Raw genomic sequence first — 15,843 nt, forward strand, 5'->3', positions numbered from 1 at the left:
TTCCAACGTGCCGTGCTGGCAGTATGGCAAACATGACTTCGTCACCAACACTTACTTTCAACGACGGCAACACCATCCCCCAGCTCGGCTACGGGGTGTGGCAAGTTGAAGACGATGTAGCCGAAAAGGTGGTGCGCCAGGCTTTCGAGGCTGGGTTCCGTCACATCGATACAGCAAAGATCTACGGCAACGAGGCAGGCGTCGGCCGCGCCATTGCCTCCTCCGGCCTTTCCGCCGAGGACATCTTCATCACCACCAAGCTGTGGAATGCTGACCAGGGCTACGAGTCCACGTTGGAGGCTTTCGAGGCTTCCATGGATCGCCTCGGCCTGGAGACGCTGGACCTCTACCTCATCCACTGGCAGCAGCCCAAGCAGGAAAAGTACGTGGATACCTGGAAGGCCCTCATCGAGCTCAAGAAGCGCGGCCGGGTCAAGTCCATCGGTGTTTCCAACTTCACCAAGGAAGGCCTGCAGCACATCATTGATGAAACCGGCGTTGTACCGGCCATCAACCAGGTGGAGCTGCACCCGTTCTTCAACCAGTCCGAGCTGCGCGAGTTCAACGCGTCAAAGGGCATCCTGACCCAGGCTTGGTCCCCTCTGGGCCAGGGTGGCGAGCTGTTGGAGAGCGCCACCATCGCTGAGATCGCTGCCAAGCACGACGTCACGCCAGCGCAGGTCGTCATCGCCTGGCACCTGGCCATCGGCAACGTCGTGATCCCCAAGTCCGTTACCGAGTCGCGTATCCGGGAGAACTTCGCTGCCCTGGACGTCACGCTTGACGCCACCGACGTCGAGGCCATCAACGGCCTGGACCGCGGCGCCGACGGCCGCATCGGCCCGGACCCGGCAGTCTCCGACTTCGCCTGACATCCATCTGTCCCCGGACAAGCCAAAGGCAGGACGCTCTGTGAGCGTCCTGCCTTTGTCCTTAGCGCATGGGGTCCCTGCGCCCGTCCGTCGGGTTTCCTGTTGCGATGGAGTACAGGGCCTTCCCGCGCTTGCCGGACATTGCTCCGGCAGGCTGTGCAGTATCCGGCTGTATGACCAAGCGGGGTGGAAGCCGGTGCAGTTGGGTTACATGATGCCGGTGGGTACCAGCAGAGCCCAGGCCAGTGCCGGGGCAACCAGGACGACGCCACCGGCGTACATCATCAGCTGCTTGTAGACGCGCTGGCGGTCGTGCTCGCGTGCGTTGGCCACTACCAAGGCGCCGTCAGTGGAGAATGGCGAAACGTCCACCACTGTGGCTGCAATCGCGAGAGCGGCGACGGTTCCGGAGGCGCTGAGCGAGCTGGTTGCCAGCAGGGGGCCGGCCAGCGGGATGAACGCGGTCAGCAATGCCGTGGACGAAGCGAAGGCAGATCCGACGCCAATGACGTAGCAGAGGACCAACGCGATCAGCAGGGGTGCGCCCAGGGCGAGGGCCTGTTCGGCGAGGGTGTCGATGACGCCGACGTGCTGGAGCAGGGAGACGTAGGTGATCATGCCGGCCACCAGCAGGACGGTGGACCAGGAGATGCCGCCGATGAACGTCTGGTGCTCCTTGATGTTTACCAGTGCCAGAAGAAGGCCGGCGGACAGGGCAACGAAGCCGATGGGCATGTGGAAGCCCAACGTGCACACGAGGATCGCGAGAATCAGGCTCAAGGTCAGGAGCTGCTGCCCGTTGGGGCGTCCGATCCGCGGCGTATCGAGTGCAGAGTACTCGTTGGCGTGCTTGTCACGGAGCTTGCCCAGCAGCCCAAAAAGCACGATGGTCAGCGCCGAAAGGATGAAGTTCAGGGCGAAGCTCGCCAGGAAAAGTGCCCCCTGGTCGATGGGGAAGCCGTTTTTCGTGGCGATGTCATGCACCAGTACGCCGGCGACGGACAGGGGCGAGAAGCCGCCGGCATGGGCGCCATTGATGACGAAGGCCCCCATCAGGACCGGGTGGATGCGCGACTCGTAGGCAAGCCCGAGCGCCGCCGGCGCCAGGAGTGCCACAGCCGCGGGGGAGAACGTGCCCAGTGCGGTCAGCGCTGCAGCCATGAGGAAGAAGACCCAGGGGAGCAGCATGGTCTTGCCTCGGACCAGTCGGACGCACGTCTGCACAATGATGTCGATGGAGCCGTTCCGCTGGGCCATGCTGAAGAAGTAGGTGACGCCGATGATCGTCAGCACGATGCTGGCCGGGAACTCTTCCAGGATCTGCTTGTCAGTCATGCCCAGGACGAAATAGCCGACGCCGAAGGAAGCAACCAGCCCCATCACGCCGATGTTGAGCGGCCACTTGGTTGCCACCACGAACATCACCACCAGAATGACGAGCGGGATGATCTGCGTTGCGGTCATGGTCGGCTCCGATCCCGAGGCCGCCGCGGGGCTGCCAAGGACACCTCCGAGCAGGAGGGCGGCGAGACCCAGGACGGTGATGGCGATAGCCGTCACCAGCAGGATACGACGGCGGCGCTTGGGCCGCGCTTCAACTGGGGGGTTGGGGGCAGTCTTCTCTGCGGTCTTAGTCATGGTGCTCTCTCTTCATTGAGTAGCGCTGGCTGTTCAGCGGGTAGCGCCGGCAAGGGAGGCGTCGACGGTGTTGTCGAGCGTCTCGGGGAGGTGGATGGTGGTGGTTGCGATGGTGCGGGCTGTCCGATCCACACCGATGATCAGGGAACCGTCCTTTTCCTCGCTCCACGTCTCGATCACGCCGGCTGGCGTGCGCAGCCTCAGCGTTGGCCGCAGGTTGTGTTCGGTGATGTCGTACAGAACGGTGCCCGGTGTGCGGGCCGCAAGCGTCAGTGCGATGCTTCCCGTGATGGCGAGGGCGGGGTGCGGCTTGCCCATGGAGAGCATCATGACGCTGACATCGCCGCCTGCATCGGACTGGGCCGGTGGAGCGACGATCGCAACTTTCGGGATCGCTCGTGCCGCTTCGCTGGTGGTTGCGGCGAGGCCCATGCGTATTGCCGCTTGGCGTCGGATCTGTTCGAGTGTCTCCAATTGCAGTTCGACGCCGGCGAACCAGCTATCGTAGCGTTCCGGGTCCAGGCCGAGCTCCTCGGCTCGGAGAATTACTACTGGCGCTCCGGCGTCGACAAGGGAAACGGTCCAGCGTGTCCCGCCTGCGCTGATCGTCTCTGCCGCGGATTCCGTGGGAAGCAGGCTTCCCGTGGTCTTACCGGCGGGGTCCTGGAAACCAAGCCCCACCCGGTACCCGGGGAAGGGAACGCCGGGCATCTCTGCCTGCGGGACGATGGGTAGGGCGCCGGCCGGAGTGGATACCCGCTGGATGATGATCTGCCCGGTGTTGGTATTGCGGGTGACGATCCGGGTGATGTCATCGGTGGGCGTAACCCAACCCTTCTCGATGGCGTACAAGCCCACCACCGCCGAGCAGTTGCCGCAGTTGCTGCCCCAGTCCACCGCAGCTTCTTCAATTCCTACCTGGGCAAAGGTGAACTCGACATCAACATCGTCGTCCGCTGGGCGGCGGAGGATCATGGCTTTGCTTGTTGTCGAGGTTGCACCGCCCACGCCGTCGATTTGGCGGTGGTCGGGACTGCCGAACAGTCGCGGGAGCAACGCATCCGGACTGGTTTCAGTCTCACCGAATTGCCCGCTTTCGAAGACCCAGCACTTGCTGGTGCCTCCGCGCATCCATTCCGCTTCGATGTTCATGGTCGGTTCCTTGCTTCCCTGTGGCCCAGGTTTGTTCAAGGGCTTACTTCGAGATTGAGGCACATCACATTTGAAGACAATGTTGGATTTCTTGAGTGGGATGAAGCAAAGCTTCATTCATTGCCTGGTTAGGTTTGGATCGTCCGCTGAAGGCGGGGAATGACGTTCCGGGAACCCGGTTCTCCCTTGGTATCGGCAGCTGCCTGTATAGAATGAACGAATTCCTAGGAAGGGTGAACCGTTGCTTAACGATGAGAGCCAGGATCTTTTTGATATTCGACGGCTGGCACTGCTGGTTGAGGTCGTTGAGCAGGGTTCCATCACCGCCGCCGCCGAACTCATGCTCTACTCTCCTTCGGCAGTTTCCCAGCAGCTGCGAAAACTGGAACAGGAAGTGGGGCAACCACTCCTCAACCGCCGCTCCCGTGGGGTAGTGCCCACCGAAGCGGGACAGGTGCTGGCTGGCCACGCCCGCAAGATCGTTGGTCAGATGCGGGCAGCCCAGTCGGACCTGGACCAAATCGCCGGACTCAAGCGCGGCTCCCTGACGGTCGGAACATTCCCAACTCTTGCCGGGTCCTTCCTCCCCATCGTCATCAGGGCCTTCAAAAAGCGGTACCCGGCCATCGGCCTGTCCGTGCGCAGCGCACGTTTCGATGACCTGGTATCAGACCTGCAGTCCGGGGTGACGGGCCTATGCCTCCTCTGGGACTACCCCTGGAACAGATTCCAGGACGACTCAATTCGCGTTACCGAAGTCTTCCAGGAGAGCACGGTGATCCTGGTTTCCCGAGGACACCCCCTGGCCGGGCGCGACGAGATCCGAATGGAGGAGCTCCGCAAGGAATCGTGGATAGTGCGGGCTGAGGCTCACCCCGTGGTGGAAGTGCTGCAACGTTCTGCCCACGAAGCCGGGTTCGAACCAACCATCGGGTTCCTGGCCAACGACTATCAGGAAGCCCAGGCAATGGTGAGCGTTGGGATGGGCGTGGCCATGGTGCCGAAAACCGCCGTCGCACTCCAACATCCTGACGTGAGGGTCATCAGCCTGGGTTCCGCCGCACCCTTGCGACGGGTGCTGCTGGCCCAACGACAGGACAAGGTCTACGCACCGGCGGAAGTCGCCTTTCACTCCACTCTGCTGGAGATAGCGCGGGAGCGCGCGGGGGACTACCTGTAGCGGCGGCTCCAGAGGTAGGTCCCCGTCGACTTACCGCCGGGACATATCAAGGATGACCCGATCCCTATGCGGGTCGCAACGTCATTGAGGCTGACTCGATGATCAACCCTCCACTCCGTCCGTACGGTTCCATGCGGGGCATGTCCGGCTTCGACGTGTTTCTGCCCCAGGTTGTCCCTAAACTGTGGCAGGACCCACTATTGCGGCATCCGCGCAGAGGAGGTCAGGGCAAACACGCCCAACTTCACCAGTACCCGACCGGACGGAGCCCGCATGGCGGTGTTTGACGCGTTGGAGCGGCAGATCGTGGCTGCCCTGCAATTGGATCCCCGGTGCCCCTGGCGGAAGATGGCCGCCGTATTGGGGGAGGCCGAGCGGACTGTCGCCCGACGCGGATCGCAGTTGTTGGAGTCCGGTGCCGTAGCGGTAGTGGGAATCCGGCCGAGGCCTGCGGTGGTGTTGGTGGAGATGCGGTGCATGCCCGGGACGGTGCGTGCAGCCGCCAATGCACTTTCCCAGCGCGCGGACACCACATTCGTCTACACCACAACGGGCACGGGCGACTGCGTGGCGGAAGTCCTCACTGAACCTGCCCGGATGGGAGATGTCCTGTCCGATGAGCTGCCTTCCACCATCGGACTCAGGGACTCAACCAGCTACCCGGTGCTCCGGTACTTCCGGACTATTCGTGGCTGGCGGCCGGAGGTCCTTCCGGCAGACAAAGCCGAGGCGCTGCGTTCGAACCTCACGCAGGACTCCGGCATCCTGGTCCGGCAACAGCACATGAGCCGCCAGGATAATGAACTCATCGACGCCCTGTGCGCCGATGGCAGGATGAGCTTCGAAGCACTGGGGCGTCGGGTTGGCGTGTCGGAGGCTACTGCGCGGCGACGAAGCGAATGGCTGCTGACCAATAACCAGGTCCATTTACGGGCGATTGTTGAGCCTGCGGCCTTCGGGTTGGATGTTGAGGCGCTCCTCTGGATCAGGGCTTCGCCGCAGCACGTCGAGCGTGTAGGAAAGAGCCTCGCTGAACTTCCCACGGTTCGGTATGCTGCGGCGATCGCCGGTAACTACCAGATCATGGCCGATGTCACTGTGGAAGACATGTCCTCCCTTTACCGCCTCATCACGGACTCCGCGTGGGCGCAAGAGGCCACCGGGGTGGACGTGTCCATCCTGCTCGATGCGCGTAAGCGCGGGGGACGGGTCATGCGCTCGCCGTCGTGAGGGGCTCGGCTTTCACGACAGGCGCGACGGCGGCGTACCCGGTCTGCTGCTCGAAGGCGCGGCCGTAGCGGAGCAGTTGCATATCCGTGTAGTGGTTGCTGGCCAGTTGCAGGCCTATGGGCAGCCCGGCGGAACTGAAGCCCGCCGGCACGCTAAGTACAGGCAAGCCGGTGGCCGAGAGCAGGCAGGCCGATCGCATCCAGTCCAGGTAAGTCTCGGAGCGCGCGCCGGCGACCTCAAGGGGATAGCGGAGCGCGGCGTCGAAGGGGAGCACCTGAGCGCAGGGACTGGCGAACAGCTCATATCGACTAAAGAACGTCTGGACGGCACGTTCCAGCCGTGTCCGGGCTGCGGCGGTTTCGATGAGGTCCCGGGCCGTCAACGCGTATCCCTTATTCACGTTCCAGTGAACTTCAGGCTTAACGACGTCCCCTGCACGAGCCAGGAGAGGACCCAAGCCAGCGGCGAAGTCCATGGCGCGCGTGTTGCCGAACACCAGGTCCGCTTCGCTGAAATCCGGAGTGGCTTCCTCCACGATCGCCCCGAGCTCCTCGAATACCGCAAGCTGCCGTTCCAGGTGTTCCACAATTGCAGGCTCCACGGGCACGCCGATGCCAAAGTCTCGGGACCAGCCGATCCGTACGCCGCGCATGTCCGTCTTCAGGGACGCCCGGAAAACATCCGGATCGAGGCCCTCCGGGTGCGGTACCCGCGGATCCTTGCCGGCGGTTACGGACATGAACAAGGCAATGTCCTCCACACTCCGGGCCATGGGTCCGGTCCTTCCCAGCCACGCGAAGGCGTTAACGTCCGACGGCATGGGGATGACCGCCGTCGACGGCCTGAAGCCCACCACGTTGCAGAAGGAAGCCGGGATGCGGAGCGAACCGCCCATGTCGCTGCCGTCGCCGATGCTCTGGACCCGGGAGGCAACGACGGCGGCCACCCCGCCGCTGCTGCCGCCGGCACTCAGGGTGGGAGCGTACGGGTTGGTTGTAGTGCCGAAGAGGTCGTTGAACGTGTGCGAGCCTGCGCCGAACTCGGGAACATTGGTCTTTCCCGTGCTGACCACGCCGGCCTGCTTGAGCCGCGCAATGATGAGGTCGTCGGCGTCGGGAACGAAGTCACGCAAGGCGAGCGAGCCCTGGGTGGTGCGCATCCCGGCGGTGTTGTTGGTGTCCTTGTGCGTCATGGGCACGCCATGGAGGGGTGGGACGTCCGCCCCCGATGCCGTCAGCTGGTCGGCGCGATGGGCCAACGCATGGGCACCGTCGGCATCGAGGGTTACCACCGCATTGATCACCGGGTTCACGTCGGAAATGCGGTCCAGGTGTTCGGCCAGGGCTTCGCGCGCCGAGATCTTCTTCTCGCGGATGGCTGCGGAAAGTTCGACGGCGGACAGCTCGCCAATGGTGTCGGGCATGGTGCTCCTTTGCTGGATGACTGCTGACTGAAAGTGTGCCGGGTCACACGGAGGCGGGGAAGTCTTGATCCTGTTGAAGGCAAGCTTTGACCGATTCGGCCAACTACTCGGCTGATTCCGTCAGCTATTGCGTGTGATCCGGCTCATAGCAGAAAGTGTTGGTAACCCGCTGGCCGATCTGGTCGGAGGGAAAGGATTAGCCCCACAGCGCCGCATGCCGCACAGCGTGGTTCGGTCGCGGAGTTGCCGCGGGGCCAACACCCGGAGGTTCCTTTGTTCCAACCCCTGGCACTTCAACCCCTCGCCCCCACTGACTCCACCGACATCATGGCCATCGCCAACAATCCCGTGCTGTGGATCTGCGTGGCCGGCGTCTTCGGCGTCATCATCATTCAATCCGTGATCTTCATGAAAGCGGCCCGACGCGCAGCCCCCTCCGTGGACATGAGTGCGCAGGACATCAAGACCTCCTTCCGTTCCGGGGCGGTCTCGGCCATCGGCCCCTCGCTTGCAGTCTCACTGGTAGCCATTGCGCTTCTGGGCCTTTTTGGGGCCCCGGCGGTACTGTCCCGGATTGGCCTGATCGGTTCCGCAGCCTACGACGTTTCGGCCGCTGGCATTGCCGCAGGTTCCATGGGCGCCAAGCTCGGGGACGCCAGTTACACCCAGAGTGTCTTTGCAGTGGCGTTCTTCGCCATGAGCATCGGCGGAGCCATGTGGATGCTCGCCACCCTGATCCTGACACCCCTGCTGCGCAAGGGCGACGCCAAGATCCGCTCCATCAACCCCGCGGCTATGGCCATCGTCCCGGCGGCAGCACTGATCGGAGCCTTCTCCTGCCTGGGACTCACCGAGCTGCCCAAGTCCGGCATCCACGTGCTGTCCTTCGTCGTCTCCGCAGCCGTCATGGGGACATGCCTGCTGCTGGCCAAGAAGCTGGGCAAGAGCTGGCTGCGGGAGTGGGGGCTCGGAATCTCCATCGTCATCGGCCTGGCCGCCGCGTACCTCGCCGCCGGCGCCTGAGCCGACCCGCCGCCGTCGTCCTCCACACCGGCACCTGACCCGGGCACGAAAGGAACACCCCATGTCTTCCATCACCTCTGATCCCACCACCGCCAGCACCGCCTCCATGGCGGACTTCAACCGCACCACATCCCGCTGGGGCCAAATCACCATGATCGCCGGACTGCTGATCTCGGTCGCCGGTCCGCTGTACCTCGTCTTCGCTACCGGCCTCGATATAGGCCCGGCGCAGCTCTGGATCGCTTTCGCGGCCGTCGCCGCAACCTTCGGCATCATTTGGATCGTCGAGCCACTTACCTACTATCCGATCTTGGGACCCGCCGCGATGTACCAAGCGTTCATGATCGGCAACATCTCCAACAAGCTCCTGCCGGCTGCCCTGATCGCCCAAACCAACATTGGCGCAAAGCCGGGCACCAAGCGGGCCGAACTGGCCGCCGTCGTCGCCATCTGTGGTGCCGCCGTCGTCCACCTGACCTCGCTGGCGATCTTCGTGGGGCTTCTGGGCACGTGGTTGATCAGCGTCATCCCGCCTTCCGTATTGCTGGTCACCCGGTTGTACGTGCTGCCCACCGTTCTGGGCGCCGTGCTGGTACAGGCCATCGTGTCCATGAAGCAGCCCCGCACCACCGTGTTCGCTCTGCTGGTCGCGGCCGTCGTCGTGTTCGTGGTGTTGCCGCTGGTACCGTCGCTCGCCATGGTCTCCACCGCCATCGCCGTGCTGGGGACCATCCTCCTGGCCTGGTTCTTCCGCAGCAAGGCCGCCATTACTGAAGCGAAGCCCATCCACATCGAGTAGCAGCAGCGCCCGCAACAGAGCCAGCACCCGCGAAGGAAGACAGGACCAATGACAACCACAGCTACCGCCCTCACACTCGACACCGACCAGACCGCCAAGCTCCATGAGTTGTACCGGCACCTCCACGCGCACCCGGAACTATCCATGCAGGAGTTCGCCACCGCCGCCCTGATCGAGGAGCAACTGGACGGCCTGGGCATCGAGCACTTCCGCTGCGGAGGAACCGGTGTTGTTGGCATCCTGCGGAACGGAGACGGGCCAGTGGTGGCCTTCCGGGCCGACTCCGATGGCCTTCCCATCGAGGAAGCAACCGGCCTGGACTACGCGAGCAGGGATACGGGCACGCTACCGGACGGCACGGTGGTTCCCGTCATGCACGGTTGTGGCCACGACACGCACGTTGCCAGCCTGCTCGGTGTCGCTGAAGTGCTTTCGGGCAACCTGGACGCCTGGTCAGGAACATTGGTGCTGATCTTCCAGCCCGGTGAGGAGACTGCAGCTGGCGCGCTTGCCATGCTCGACGACGGACTGTGGGACAAGGCGCCGCGGCCGGAAGTGGTGTTCGGGCAGCATGTCATGCCCCGGCCGGTGGGTACTGTCGCGATTTCCAGCGGCCCGGTCGCTGCCATGGCAGATTCGCTGAGGGTCACCGTTCACGGACAACAATCGCATGGTTCGCAGCCGCAGGATTCCATTGATCCGATCGTCATGGGTGCGCACATGGTCACCCGGCTGCAGGGGATTGTGTCCCGCGAGCTGGACCCGCGGAAGTCCGCCGTCGTCACCGTCGGGACGTTCCACGCCGGCCTCAAGGAGAACATCATCCCGGCCTCGGCCGAGTTCACCCTCAATATCCGGACTTTCGATGAGGACGTCCGAGGCCAGGTCCTGGCCGCCGTCCGTCGCATCATTGCGGCCGAGGCGGCCGCGTCGGGGGCGCCCCAGCCGGACATCGAGGAAATGTACCGCTTCCCGCAATGCTTCAACGACCCCGACGCCGTCCCTCCCGTGATGGAGGCGCTGCGGCTTGCGCTGGGGGCGGAGGCAGTCGAAATCACTCCGCCGATGATGGGCAGCGAGGACTTCGGGCACCTGGGCACGGCGATCGGAGTGCCGTCAGTGTTTTGGATGTTCGGCGGGACACCGGTTGCCGGACTCGAAGGGCCAGTCCCGGTCAACCACTCGCCGTTCTTCGCTCCCGAGCTGGAAGGTTCGTTGGCCGGGGGAGTCTCTGCCGCCGTCGCGGTGCTGTTGTCCCGGCTGGGGAACTGAGGCTAGCCCGTTCCGCTTGGGCCGCGCCCGTTCGCGCCCGGCGCACCCCAGATCGGGGGTGCGCACGGCGGCAAAGGGTGCGAGCCGGGCGGCGGGAGTACCAATTTAAGAAGCGAAAAGCCCCGGCCAGTCCTAAAGTAAGGGCTGGCCGGGGCTTGTTCTTCGCGATCTTCGCAGTGGCCTCGTTCTGGTTTGTAGGGTTTTCCCGGTCGGCTAAACAGCGCCAAACCCTCGACCTTGCCACGGTCTTTGACGTAGTCTCTCGAAGAGCCTGAAGAAGCCGGGCAAGAAGTAGCACAGCACCTACTTTCTCAGGTGGCTGCCGAAATGAATGCGGACCAACATGACATCACGGGCATGTACTGAGACATCTGGCTCTGGGAAACCCGACCACTCCGGAAATGAGCCAGCGCGGGACGTTACTGTTTCCCCAGTGCGGCCGGGCATCGTCCGGATCGTTCTTCGTCCACACTCACGCATCAGCGAACTTGAGGGTGCGTGGGCGCGTGAGCAGCTGCTGGCCCTCACCGGGGGAGACCCCGTGGGTGTTCTCCTTCAGATCACCGGGGTCGAATGGGTCAGCCGGGAAGCGGTAGCAGTCTGCAGCAGGGCGACCACGGTCGCGGCCTTCGCGGTGCTTGGCAGCACGGCGGTCGACATGGTCATCGCCCACAGTCCGCGCGGACTCCCGCGGCCGGGATGCCCCGTCAAGTATTTTGTGGACGAGCAGGAAGCCCTCGCGTGGCTCGCCAAATACTGCTAATGCCGCCTCGCATAGTCTGCTCCAACCCAGCCGGCTGCAGGCACGAAAAAGGCGCGCCCGTTCGCTGAGCGCGCCTTTTCCGTGATGTCTTGTCAGTCCTTGAAAGCGTCCTTGACCTTTTCGCCGGCCTGCTTCAGATCGCCCTTGGCTTGGTCAGTCTGGCCCTCAGCCTTCAGGCTTTCGTCGCCGGTGGCGTTGCCTGCAGCTTCCTTGCCCTTACCGCCTGCCTTTTCGGCAGCGTTCTCAATCTTGTCGCCCAGTCCCATAGTGTTTCCTCCTCTGGTTCGGCAGCCGTTCGCATTCGGCTGCTTCTATACTAAGCAGTCTTAGTATCTGGTTGGCAAGTCTGGTAACCCGAAGCCGCGGTCAATGAATACCTGCGTCGGGCTACTTGGCCGCTGACATGCCCGGTTGCAGGGTGTATTGCTTGGGCAGCTTCAGGGACCGTTCGGCCATCACGTCCCGCAGCTGGTCCGGGTAGTCGGTGATGACGCCGTCCACGCCGTCGTCCATGAGTTTGCGCATCGTTGGTTTGTCATCGACCGTCCACGGGATGACCTGCATTCCCTTGGCGTGGGCGCGGGTCACCATGTCGGCGTTCACGTAGGGCACGTAGCCGGGGTCTGTGACGGTGCCGTTCTGGGGTGTGCCGTGGACGGGGGAGATGGCGTCGAAGCCGAGGGAAGCTGCCGCATCCACCAGGTCCCCGCCGAAGTCGTCCGCGTCGATGCCGCCGAGCCAGGGAGACTTGCCCGGTTGTCCGGCCTGGAGGAAGTCCTTATTGGTCAGTGCGACGGTCCGGATGCCCGGCTGGCGTTCCTTCACCAGGCGCAACGAGCCCCAGTCGAAGCTTTCGATGGAGACGCGTTTTGCCATGTGTGCTTTGTTGATTTCGCGCAGGGCCACCTCGACGAACTGTTCGCGCGGGGCGGTTTCTTCGGGTGCGCCGGCTTCGACCTTGGTTTCGATGTTGAATTTGACCTGGCTGGCCCGGTAGCGGTTGGCGAGGTCGAACACTTCGGCAAGGGTCGGCATCTTTGCGCCCGGGGAGGGCTGTTGGCCGGGGAACTGGGGCAGTGTCTGGGAGCCGCAGTCCAGGCTGCGGACCTGGTCGAAGGTGAGGTCCTTGATGTACTTGCCGACGTACGGGTAGGACGGGTCACCCGGGGTGACCGGTGCGGTGTCTTTGCATTTCTGGCCGCTGATCTTTCGGTCGTGGGTGATGACCTCCCGGCCGTCCTTGGTGATCTGCAGGTCCATCTCGAGTGTGCTGACACCCGTCTCGATGCCCTTGGCAAAGGAGGCGAGCGTGGACTCGACAGTCAGGCCGATGCCGCCGCGGTGCGCCTGCAGGTCAAAGTGGTTGTCGGTGCCGTGGGGGTTGGTGTCCGAGGCGTGGGCCGGGAGGGATGTTCCCAGGGCGAGGCCGGCGGTGATGGCAGCCGCGGTCAGCAGCTTCGTGTATTTCATGGGTTCTCCAAAGTGGTGTCGGGTGGCGACTAGTTGTGCTTGTTGTCGTGGCCTTTGTGGGTGATGGTGGCGATGGCGCCGGTCTGTTCGTTGAGCAGGACGTTGTCGTTGCGTTCGTGGTGGAAGTTGAACATGGCGTTCAAGGTTCCGGCGGTGGCGTCGGCTGAGGCGTCGCCGATCTGGCCCGTGTGCCAGTTGTCTTCGATAAAGCGCAGGACGGAGGCCTGGTCGGTTTGGTTGTGGTCCACGAAGTTTTTCTTGGCGTAGGGGGAGATGACTACGAGGGGTTGGCGCGGGCCGGGGCCGCAGCGGTCGGCGTAGCCGCCGGCGACGGCGACGCCGTTGGCTGCGGCGTTCTGGCACCAGGCGGCGTCGTCGGGGCTGTTGGAGGCGTTCTTGGGCTGGGCAGCGACGTGGTCGTACCAGCCGTCGGAGTCGTCGTAGGCGAGAACGACGGCGGTACTTTCCCAGTTCTTGGACTGCTGGATCTCGTTGACGGTCTTGGTGATGAAGTTCTGCTCATCGACCGGGTCTGAGTAGGAGGCGTGGCCGTCCTGGTAGTTGGAGGCTTTCAGGAAGGACACGGCAGGCATGTTGTCGCTGTTGACGACCCTGTTGAAGTCGGTGAGGTCGTATTGGTGGTTCGCCTGGCCGTTGTGGCCGATTTCCGCATCATTCGCCGGAGCCAGGTGGTGCGGGTTGGCGGTGGAGGCGTAGTACTGGAAAGGCTGGTGGTGCGGGTTGTAGTCCGTGCTGGAGACTCCGGCGACGTTGGAGTGGGTGCTGCCGCAGGCAGCAGGGGTGGTGGCGGTTGCCGCGGCGGTGGGTGCGAAGCCGCCCTGGAACCAACCCCAGGACACGCCCTGGTCGTTGAGCAGGTCGCCGATGTTCTTGCCGGTCATGCCGGCAAGGTTGTTGGCCTTGGCGTGGCTGTTGTTGGAGCAGTCGTCGTAGACCGGGTCCGGGTCATTGATCATGGTCCCGACGCCGTTGGCGTCGGGGACGCGGACCGTGTAGTCGCTGGCGGTGGGGTTCACAGGCTGGCCGGCGGCCGTGAATTCCTTGACACCGTGGGTCTGGCCGGAGACCAGGTTCAGCGCCCCGGGGGTGGAAGGCCCGAAGACGGTGCTGAAGTGGTTGTCGCTCATGGCATAGTTCTGGGCGTAGTTCCAGATTCCGGTGACGGTGTTGCCGTCGTAGTAGTCCATGGTCAGCCCGGGACGTCCGTACTGGTTCGGTGCACATGCATCCTTGCTGGTGAACTCCACGAACTTATCCATCAGCCCGCCGTTGTACGCCTTCTGTTCGGCGGTGTACTCATGGTCCTGGTCGCAGGTGACAGCCTGCATCGGGGACAGCCGCGCCGGCTGGACCGAGTTGGGGTTGTTCGGAGCCAGCAGGCCAGCCTTGGCGAGAGTATTGATTTCCTTCGGTGTGTCCTCGGATGCCTTAAATGCGGCAGCCGGCGTGCCGGAGCCCTGCTGGGCCTCGCCCGGAATGTTCGCCGCGTTGGGGTACGTCGCGAAGTAGTGGTCAAAGGAGACGTTCTCCTGGAAGAGCACCACCACATGCTTGATCGGCGTGGCGGTATCGCCCTAGGCTTCAAGGGCGGTGGCCGGGGCCACGCCGAATCCGACCAGTCCGGCCGCCAGGGCTGAGGCGGCGAGGGCGGCCGCGCCGGTCGCGGCGGCCACTCGTTTGCGGGTAACGGGTGCCTGAATAGGCATGGGGTATCCAATCGTTCAGTTTGGGTATGGGTTGCCGCGGGGCGGCGGGCCTTGGGGGTGTTACTTGGCGGGCGCGACGTCGGCTTCGTACGTGAGGATTTCGGTGCCGTTGCCTTCTTCGCCGTTGTCCGGGGCGACCTTCATGGTGAGGTGGTTCGCGTCGGCGGTCATCTTGAACGGGTTACGGGTGGCCACGTGCCCGGCGGTGGACCATTGCTGGAACGGCACCTCGCGGGATACCTCGTGGGATTTGAGGTCAATCATGGCCATGCCGCCAAGTTCGTAGGCTGCCGTGGTGCCGCCGGCAGCGGGGGTCTGCGGGAGGTTGGTTACCCCGGCGCAGAGCATTTTGGCGTTGGGGACGTACTGGCAGTCCTGGTAGTCGATGAAGTAGTTCGGGTTCTCCCAAGTGGACAGTTCCTTACCCTGGAGGTCCCATTCGGCGAACCGGCGCGAGCCCCAGGTGTTGCCGACCAAGTGGCCGGTCTGCTTGTCCAGGACGATGCCGCCGAAGTGGTCTTTGACCTCGAACTGCTTGTGGACAGCCAGGGTTGTGGCGTCGACCTTGTAGATGATGGCACTGCTGTTGGGTCGGTATTGGGCGACGGGAACCCAAACATTGGTTCCGTCAAAGTCGATGCCGCCGGGGTGGTACATGTCGCCCTCGCCCAGGATGATGTCTTTTTGCAGGTTCCCGGACTGGTCCATGACGAACAGGTGGCCGATGCCCTTGCCAGGGGTGCGGTCGTAACCGTCCTGCGGTGCCGTGTATTTGACGGTGGGTTCCGTGATCTGGACGGCCGAGAGGAAGATGTGGTCCTGGCTGTAGGCAATTCCTTCGGTGTGGTAGGTCGGGAAGTTCAGCTTCAACTTGGAGGTCTGCTGCCAGGCGGTGTTGCGGTCGACGTGGTTGAAGGCGTCGGCCAGTGCGGTATCCGTTTCGTGGTGGGTTCCGGTTTCCGCGGGGCTAGCGCCCTTGCCCGGTTCATTGGCCTGCGCTGCCGTGGTGCTGGCGATAGCCGCTGCGGCAAGTATCAGGGACGCGACCGTCGTGATGGCGCGCCGGGTGGTTTTGGAGCTCATGGGGGCCTCTTAAGGTTGGGGTCTCAACAGGAGCTCCAAAGTTACTTAGGGGTAATTAACCGGAAGTGGCGCGATGGTGAACAGCGCCCATCTGAAGGGTGGAAGCACGGCGGTACGGACACGTGAGAGGTCGCTCCACGTCAGGCTGAGGGCACCTTAGGCAGCAAAAAGCCCCGGCCAGTCCTAAAGCAAGGGCTGTCCGGGGCTTGTC

Annotated in this window: 15 protein-coding genes; 7 read left to right on the top strand and 8 right to left on the bottom strand. The window is 63.6% G+C overall.

Annotation, left to right across the window (positions count from 1 at the left end; genetic code table 11):
* Positions 1-32 precede the first annotated feature (32 nt).
* Entirely contained in the window at positions 33-872 is an 840-nt protein-coding gene (locus AC5RU9_RS11820) for an aldo/keto reductase (RefSeq protein ID WP_494016593.1), read from the top strand.
* A gap of 207 nt (positions 873-1,079) precedes the next feature.
* On the opposite strand, the gene AC5RU9_RS11825 is transcribed toward AC5RU9_RS11820, so the two are convergent.
* Together AC5RU9_RS11825 and AC5RU9_RS11830 are read right to left on the bottom strand one after the other, a co-directional pair.
* Positions 1,080-2,510: an SLC13 family permease gene (locus AC5RU9_RS11825; RefSeq protein WP_494016594.1), complete on the bottom strand. Its 1,431-nt coding sequence runs from the start codon at positions 2,508-2,510 to the stop codon at positions 1,080-1,082.
* Between the two features lie 33 nt (positions 2,511-2,543).
* Positions 2,544-3,662, bottom strand: coding sequence for a PrpF domain-containing protein (locus AC5RU9_RS11830; RefSeq protein ID WP_494016595.1), 1,119 nt, complete (start codon positions 3,660-3,662; stop codon positions 2,544-2,546).
* Positions 3,663-3,903: 241 nt separating this feature from the next.
* On the opposite strand from AC5RU9_RS11830, the gene AC5RU9_RS11835 reads away from it, so the two are divergent.
* Together AC5RU9_RS11835 and AC5RU9_RS11840 are read left to right on the top strand one after the other, a co-directional pair.
* Complete coding sequence (locus AC5RU9_RS11835; RefSeq protein WP_494016596.1) at positions 3,904-4,842, top strand: LysR family transcriptional regulator; 939 nt, start codon at positions 3,904-3,906, stop codon at positions 4,840-4,842.
* A gap of 273 nt (positions 4,843-5,115) precedes the next feature.
* The gene (locus AC5RU9_RS11840; protein WP_494016597.1) at positions 5,116-6,072 is read left to right on the top strand and encodes an Lrp/AsnC family transcriptional regulator; all 957 of its coding nucleotides are present in this window, start codon (positions 5,116-5,118) and stop codon (positions 6,070-6,072) included.
* Here AC5RU9_RS11840 and AC5RU9_RS11845 read toward each other — a convergent pair.
* Entirely contained in the window at positions 6,053-7,495 is a 1,443-nt protein-coding gene (locus AC5RU9_RS11845; protein ID WP_494016598.1) for an amidase family protein, read from the bottom strand. The genes AC5RU9_RS11840 and AC5RU9_RS11845 overlap by 20 nt on opposite strands.
* Before the next feature lie 273 nt (positions 7,496-7,768).
* Between AC5RU9_RS11845 and AC5RU9_RS11850 the strand changes: the two genes are divergently transcribed.
* The 4 genes from AC5RU9_RS11850 to AC5RU9_RS11865 all read left to right on the top strand — a co-directional run bounded on the left by AC5RU9_RS11850 (position 7,769) and on the right by AC5RU9_RS11865 (position 11,352).
* On the top strand, positions 7,769-8,518 hold the full coding sequence (locus tag AC5RU9_RS11850) for a DUF5058 family protein (protein WP_494016599.1): 750 nt from the start codon (positions 7,769-7,771) through the stop codon (positions 8,516-8,518).
* A 61-nt stretch (positions 8,519-8,579) separates the two neighbouring features.
* The gene (locus AC5RU9_RS11855) at positions 8,580-9,317 is read left to right on the top strand and encodes a hypothetical protein (protein ID WP_494016600.1); all 738 of its coding nucleotides are present in this window, start codon (positions 8,580-8,582) and stop codon (positions 9,315-9,317) included.
* Positions 9,318-9,365: 48 nt separating this feature from the next.
* Positions 9,366-10,589 (top strand): amidohydrolase, encoded by a 1,224-nt coding sequence (locus AC5RU9_RS11860; protein ID WP_494016601.1) that lies wholly within the window; start codon positions 9,366-9,368, stop codon positions 10,587-10,589.
* Positions 10,590-11,022: 433 nt separating this feature from the next.
* Complete coding sequence (locus AC5RU9_RS11865) at positions 11,023-11,352, top strand: DUF7793 family protein (RefSeq protein ID WP_494016602.1); 330 nt, start codon at positions 11,023-11,025, stop codon at positions 11,350-11,352.
* A gap of 92 nt (positions 11,353-11,444) precedes the next feature.
* On the opposite strand, the gene AC5RU9_RS11870 is transcribed toward AC5RU9_RS11865, so the two are convergent.
* The 5 genes from AC5RU9_RS11870 to AC5RU9_RS11890 all read right to left on the bottom strand — a co-directional run bounded on the left by AC5RU9_RS11870 (position 11,445) and on the right by AC5RU9_RS11890 (position 15,632).
* Complete coding sequence (locus AC5RU9_RS11870) at positions 11,445-11,618, bottom strand: CsbD family protein (RefSeq protein ID WP_211711403.1); 174 nt, start codon at positions 11,616-11,618, stop codon at positions 11,445-11,447.
* 121 nt (positions 11,619-11,739) lie between these two features.
* Positions 11,740-12,822: a glycerophosphodiester phosphodiesterase gene (locus AC5RU9_RS11875; protein WP_494016603.1), complete on the bottom strand. Its 1,083-nt coding sequence runs from the start codon at positions 12,820-12,822 to the stop codon at positions 11,740-11,742.
* 29 nt (positions 12,823-12,851) lie between these two features.
* The gene (locus tag AC5RU9_RS11880; RefSeq protein WP_494016604.1) at positions 12,852-14,390 is read right to left on the bottom strand and encodes a phospholipase C; all 1,539 of its coding nucleotides are present in this window, start codon (positions 14,388-14,390) and stop codon (positions 12,852-12,854) included.
* A gap of 27 nt (positions 14,391-14,417) precedes the next feature.
* Positions 14,418-14,549 carry a hypothetical protein gene (locus AC5RU9_RS11885; RefSeq protein ID WP_494016605.1) on the bottom strand — a complete coding sequence of 44 codons (132 nt, stop codon included), beginning with the start codon at positions 14,547-14,549 and terminating at the stop codon, positions 14,418-14,420.
* A gap of 60 nt (positions 14,550-14,609) precedes the next feature.
* On the bottom strand, positions 14,610-15,632 hold the full coding sequence (locus tag AC5RU9_RS11890) for a DUF6454 family protein (protein ID WP_494016606.1): 1,023 nt from the start codon (positions 15,630-15,632) through the stop codon (positions 14,610-14,612).
* Positions 15,633-15,843 lie beyond the last annotated feature (211 nt).

The organism is Arthrobacter sp. B0316-5-4 (genome assembly GCF_059090325.1).

Bases quoted from the DNA above. Each gene is read 5' to 3' on its own strand.
- AC5RU9_RS11820 (WP_494016593.1), top strand. From the start codon at position 33: ATGACTTCGTCACCAACACTTACTTTCAACGACGGCAACACCATCCCC.
- AC5RU9_RS11825 (WP_494016594.1), bottom strand. From the start codon at position 2,510: ATGACTAAGACCGCAGAGAAGACTGCCCCCAACCCCCCAGTTGAAGCG.
- AC5RU9_RS11830 (WP_494016595.1), bottom strand. From the start codon at position 3,662: ATGAACATCGAAGCGGAATGGATGCGCGGAGGCACCAGCAAGTGCTGG.
- AC5RU9_RS11840 (WP_494016597.1), top strand. From the start codon at position 5,116: ATGGCGGTGTTTGACGCGTTGGAGCGGCAGATCGTGGCTGCCCTGCAA.
- AC5RU9_RS11845 (WP_494016598.1), bottom strand. From the start codon at position 7,495: ATGCCCGACACCATTGGCGAGCTGTCCGCCGTCGAACTTTCCGCAGCC.
- AC5RU9_RS11855 (WP_494016600.1), top strand. From the start codon at position 8,580: ATGTCTTCCATCACCTCTGATCCCACCACCGCCAGCACCGCCTCCATG.
- AC5RU9_RS11860 (WP_494016601.1), top strand. From the start codon at position 9,366: ATGACAACCACAGCTACCGCCCTCACACTCGACACCGACCAGACCGCC.
- AC5RU9_RS11870 (WP_211711403.1), bottom strand. From the start codon at position 11,618: ATGGGACTGGGCGACAAGATTGAGAACGCTGCCGAAAAGGCAGGCGGT.
- AC5RU9_RS11875 (WP_494016603.1), bottom strand. From the start codon at position 12,822: ATGAAATACACGAAGCTGCTGACCGCGGCTGCCATCACCGCCGGCCTC.
- AC5RU9_RS11885 (WP_494016605.1), bottom strand. From the start codon at position 14,549: ATGCCTATTCAGGCACCCGTTACCCGCAAACGAGTGGCCGCCGCGACC.
- AC5RU9_RS11890 (WP_494016606.1), bottom strand. From the start codon at position 15,632: ATGAGCTCCAAAACCACCCGGCGCGCCATCACGACGGTCGCGTCCCTG.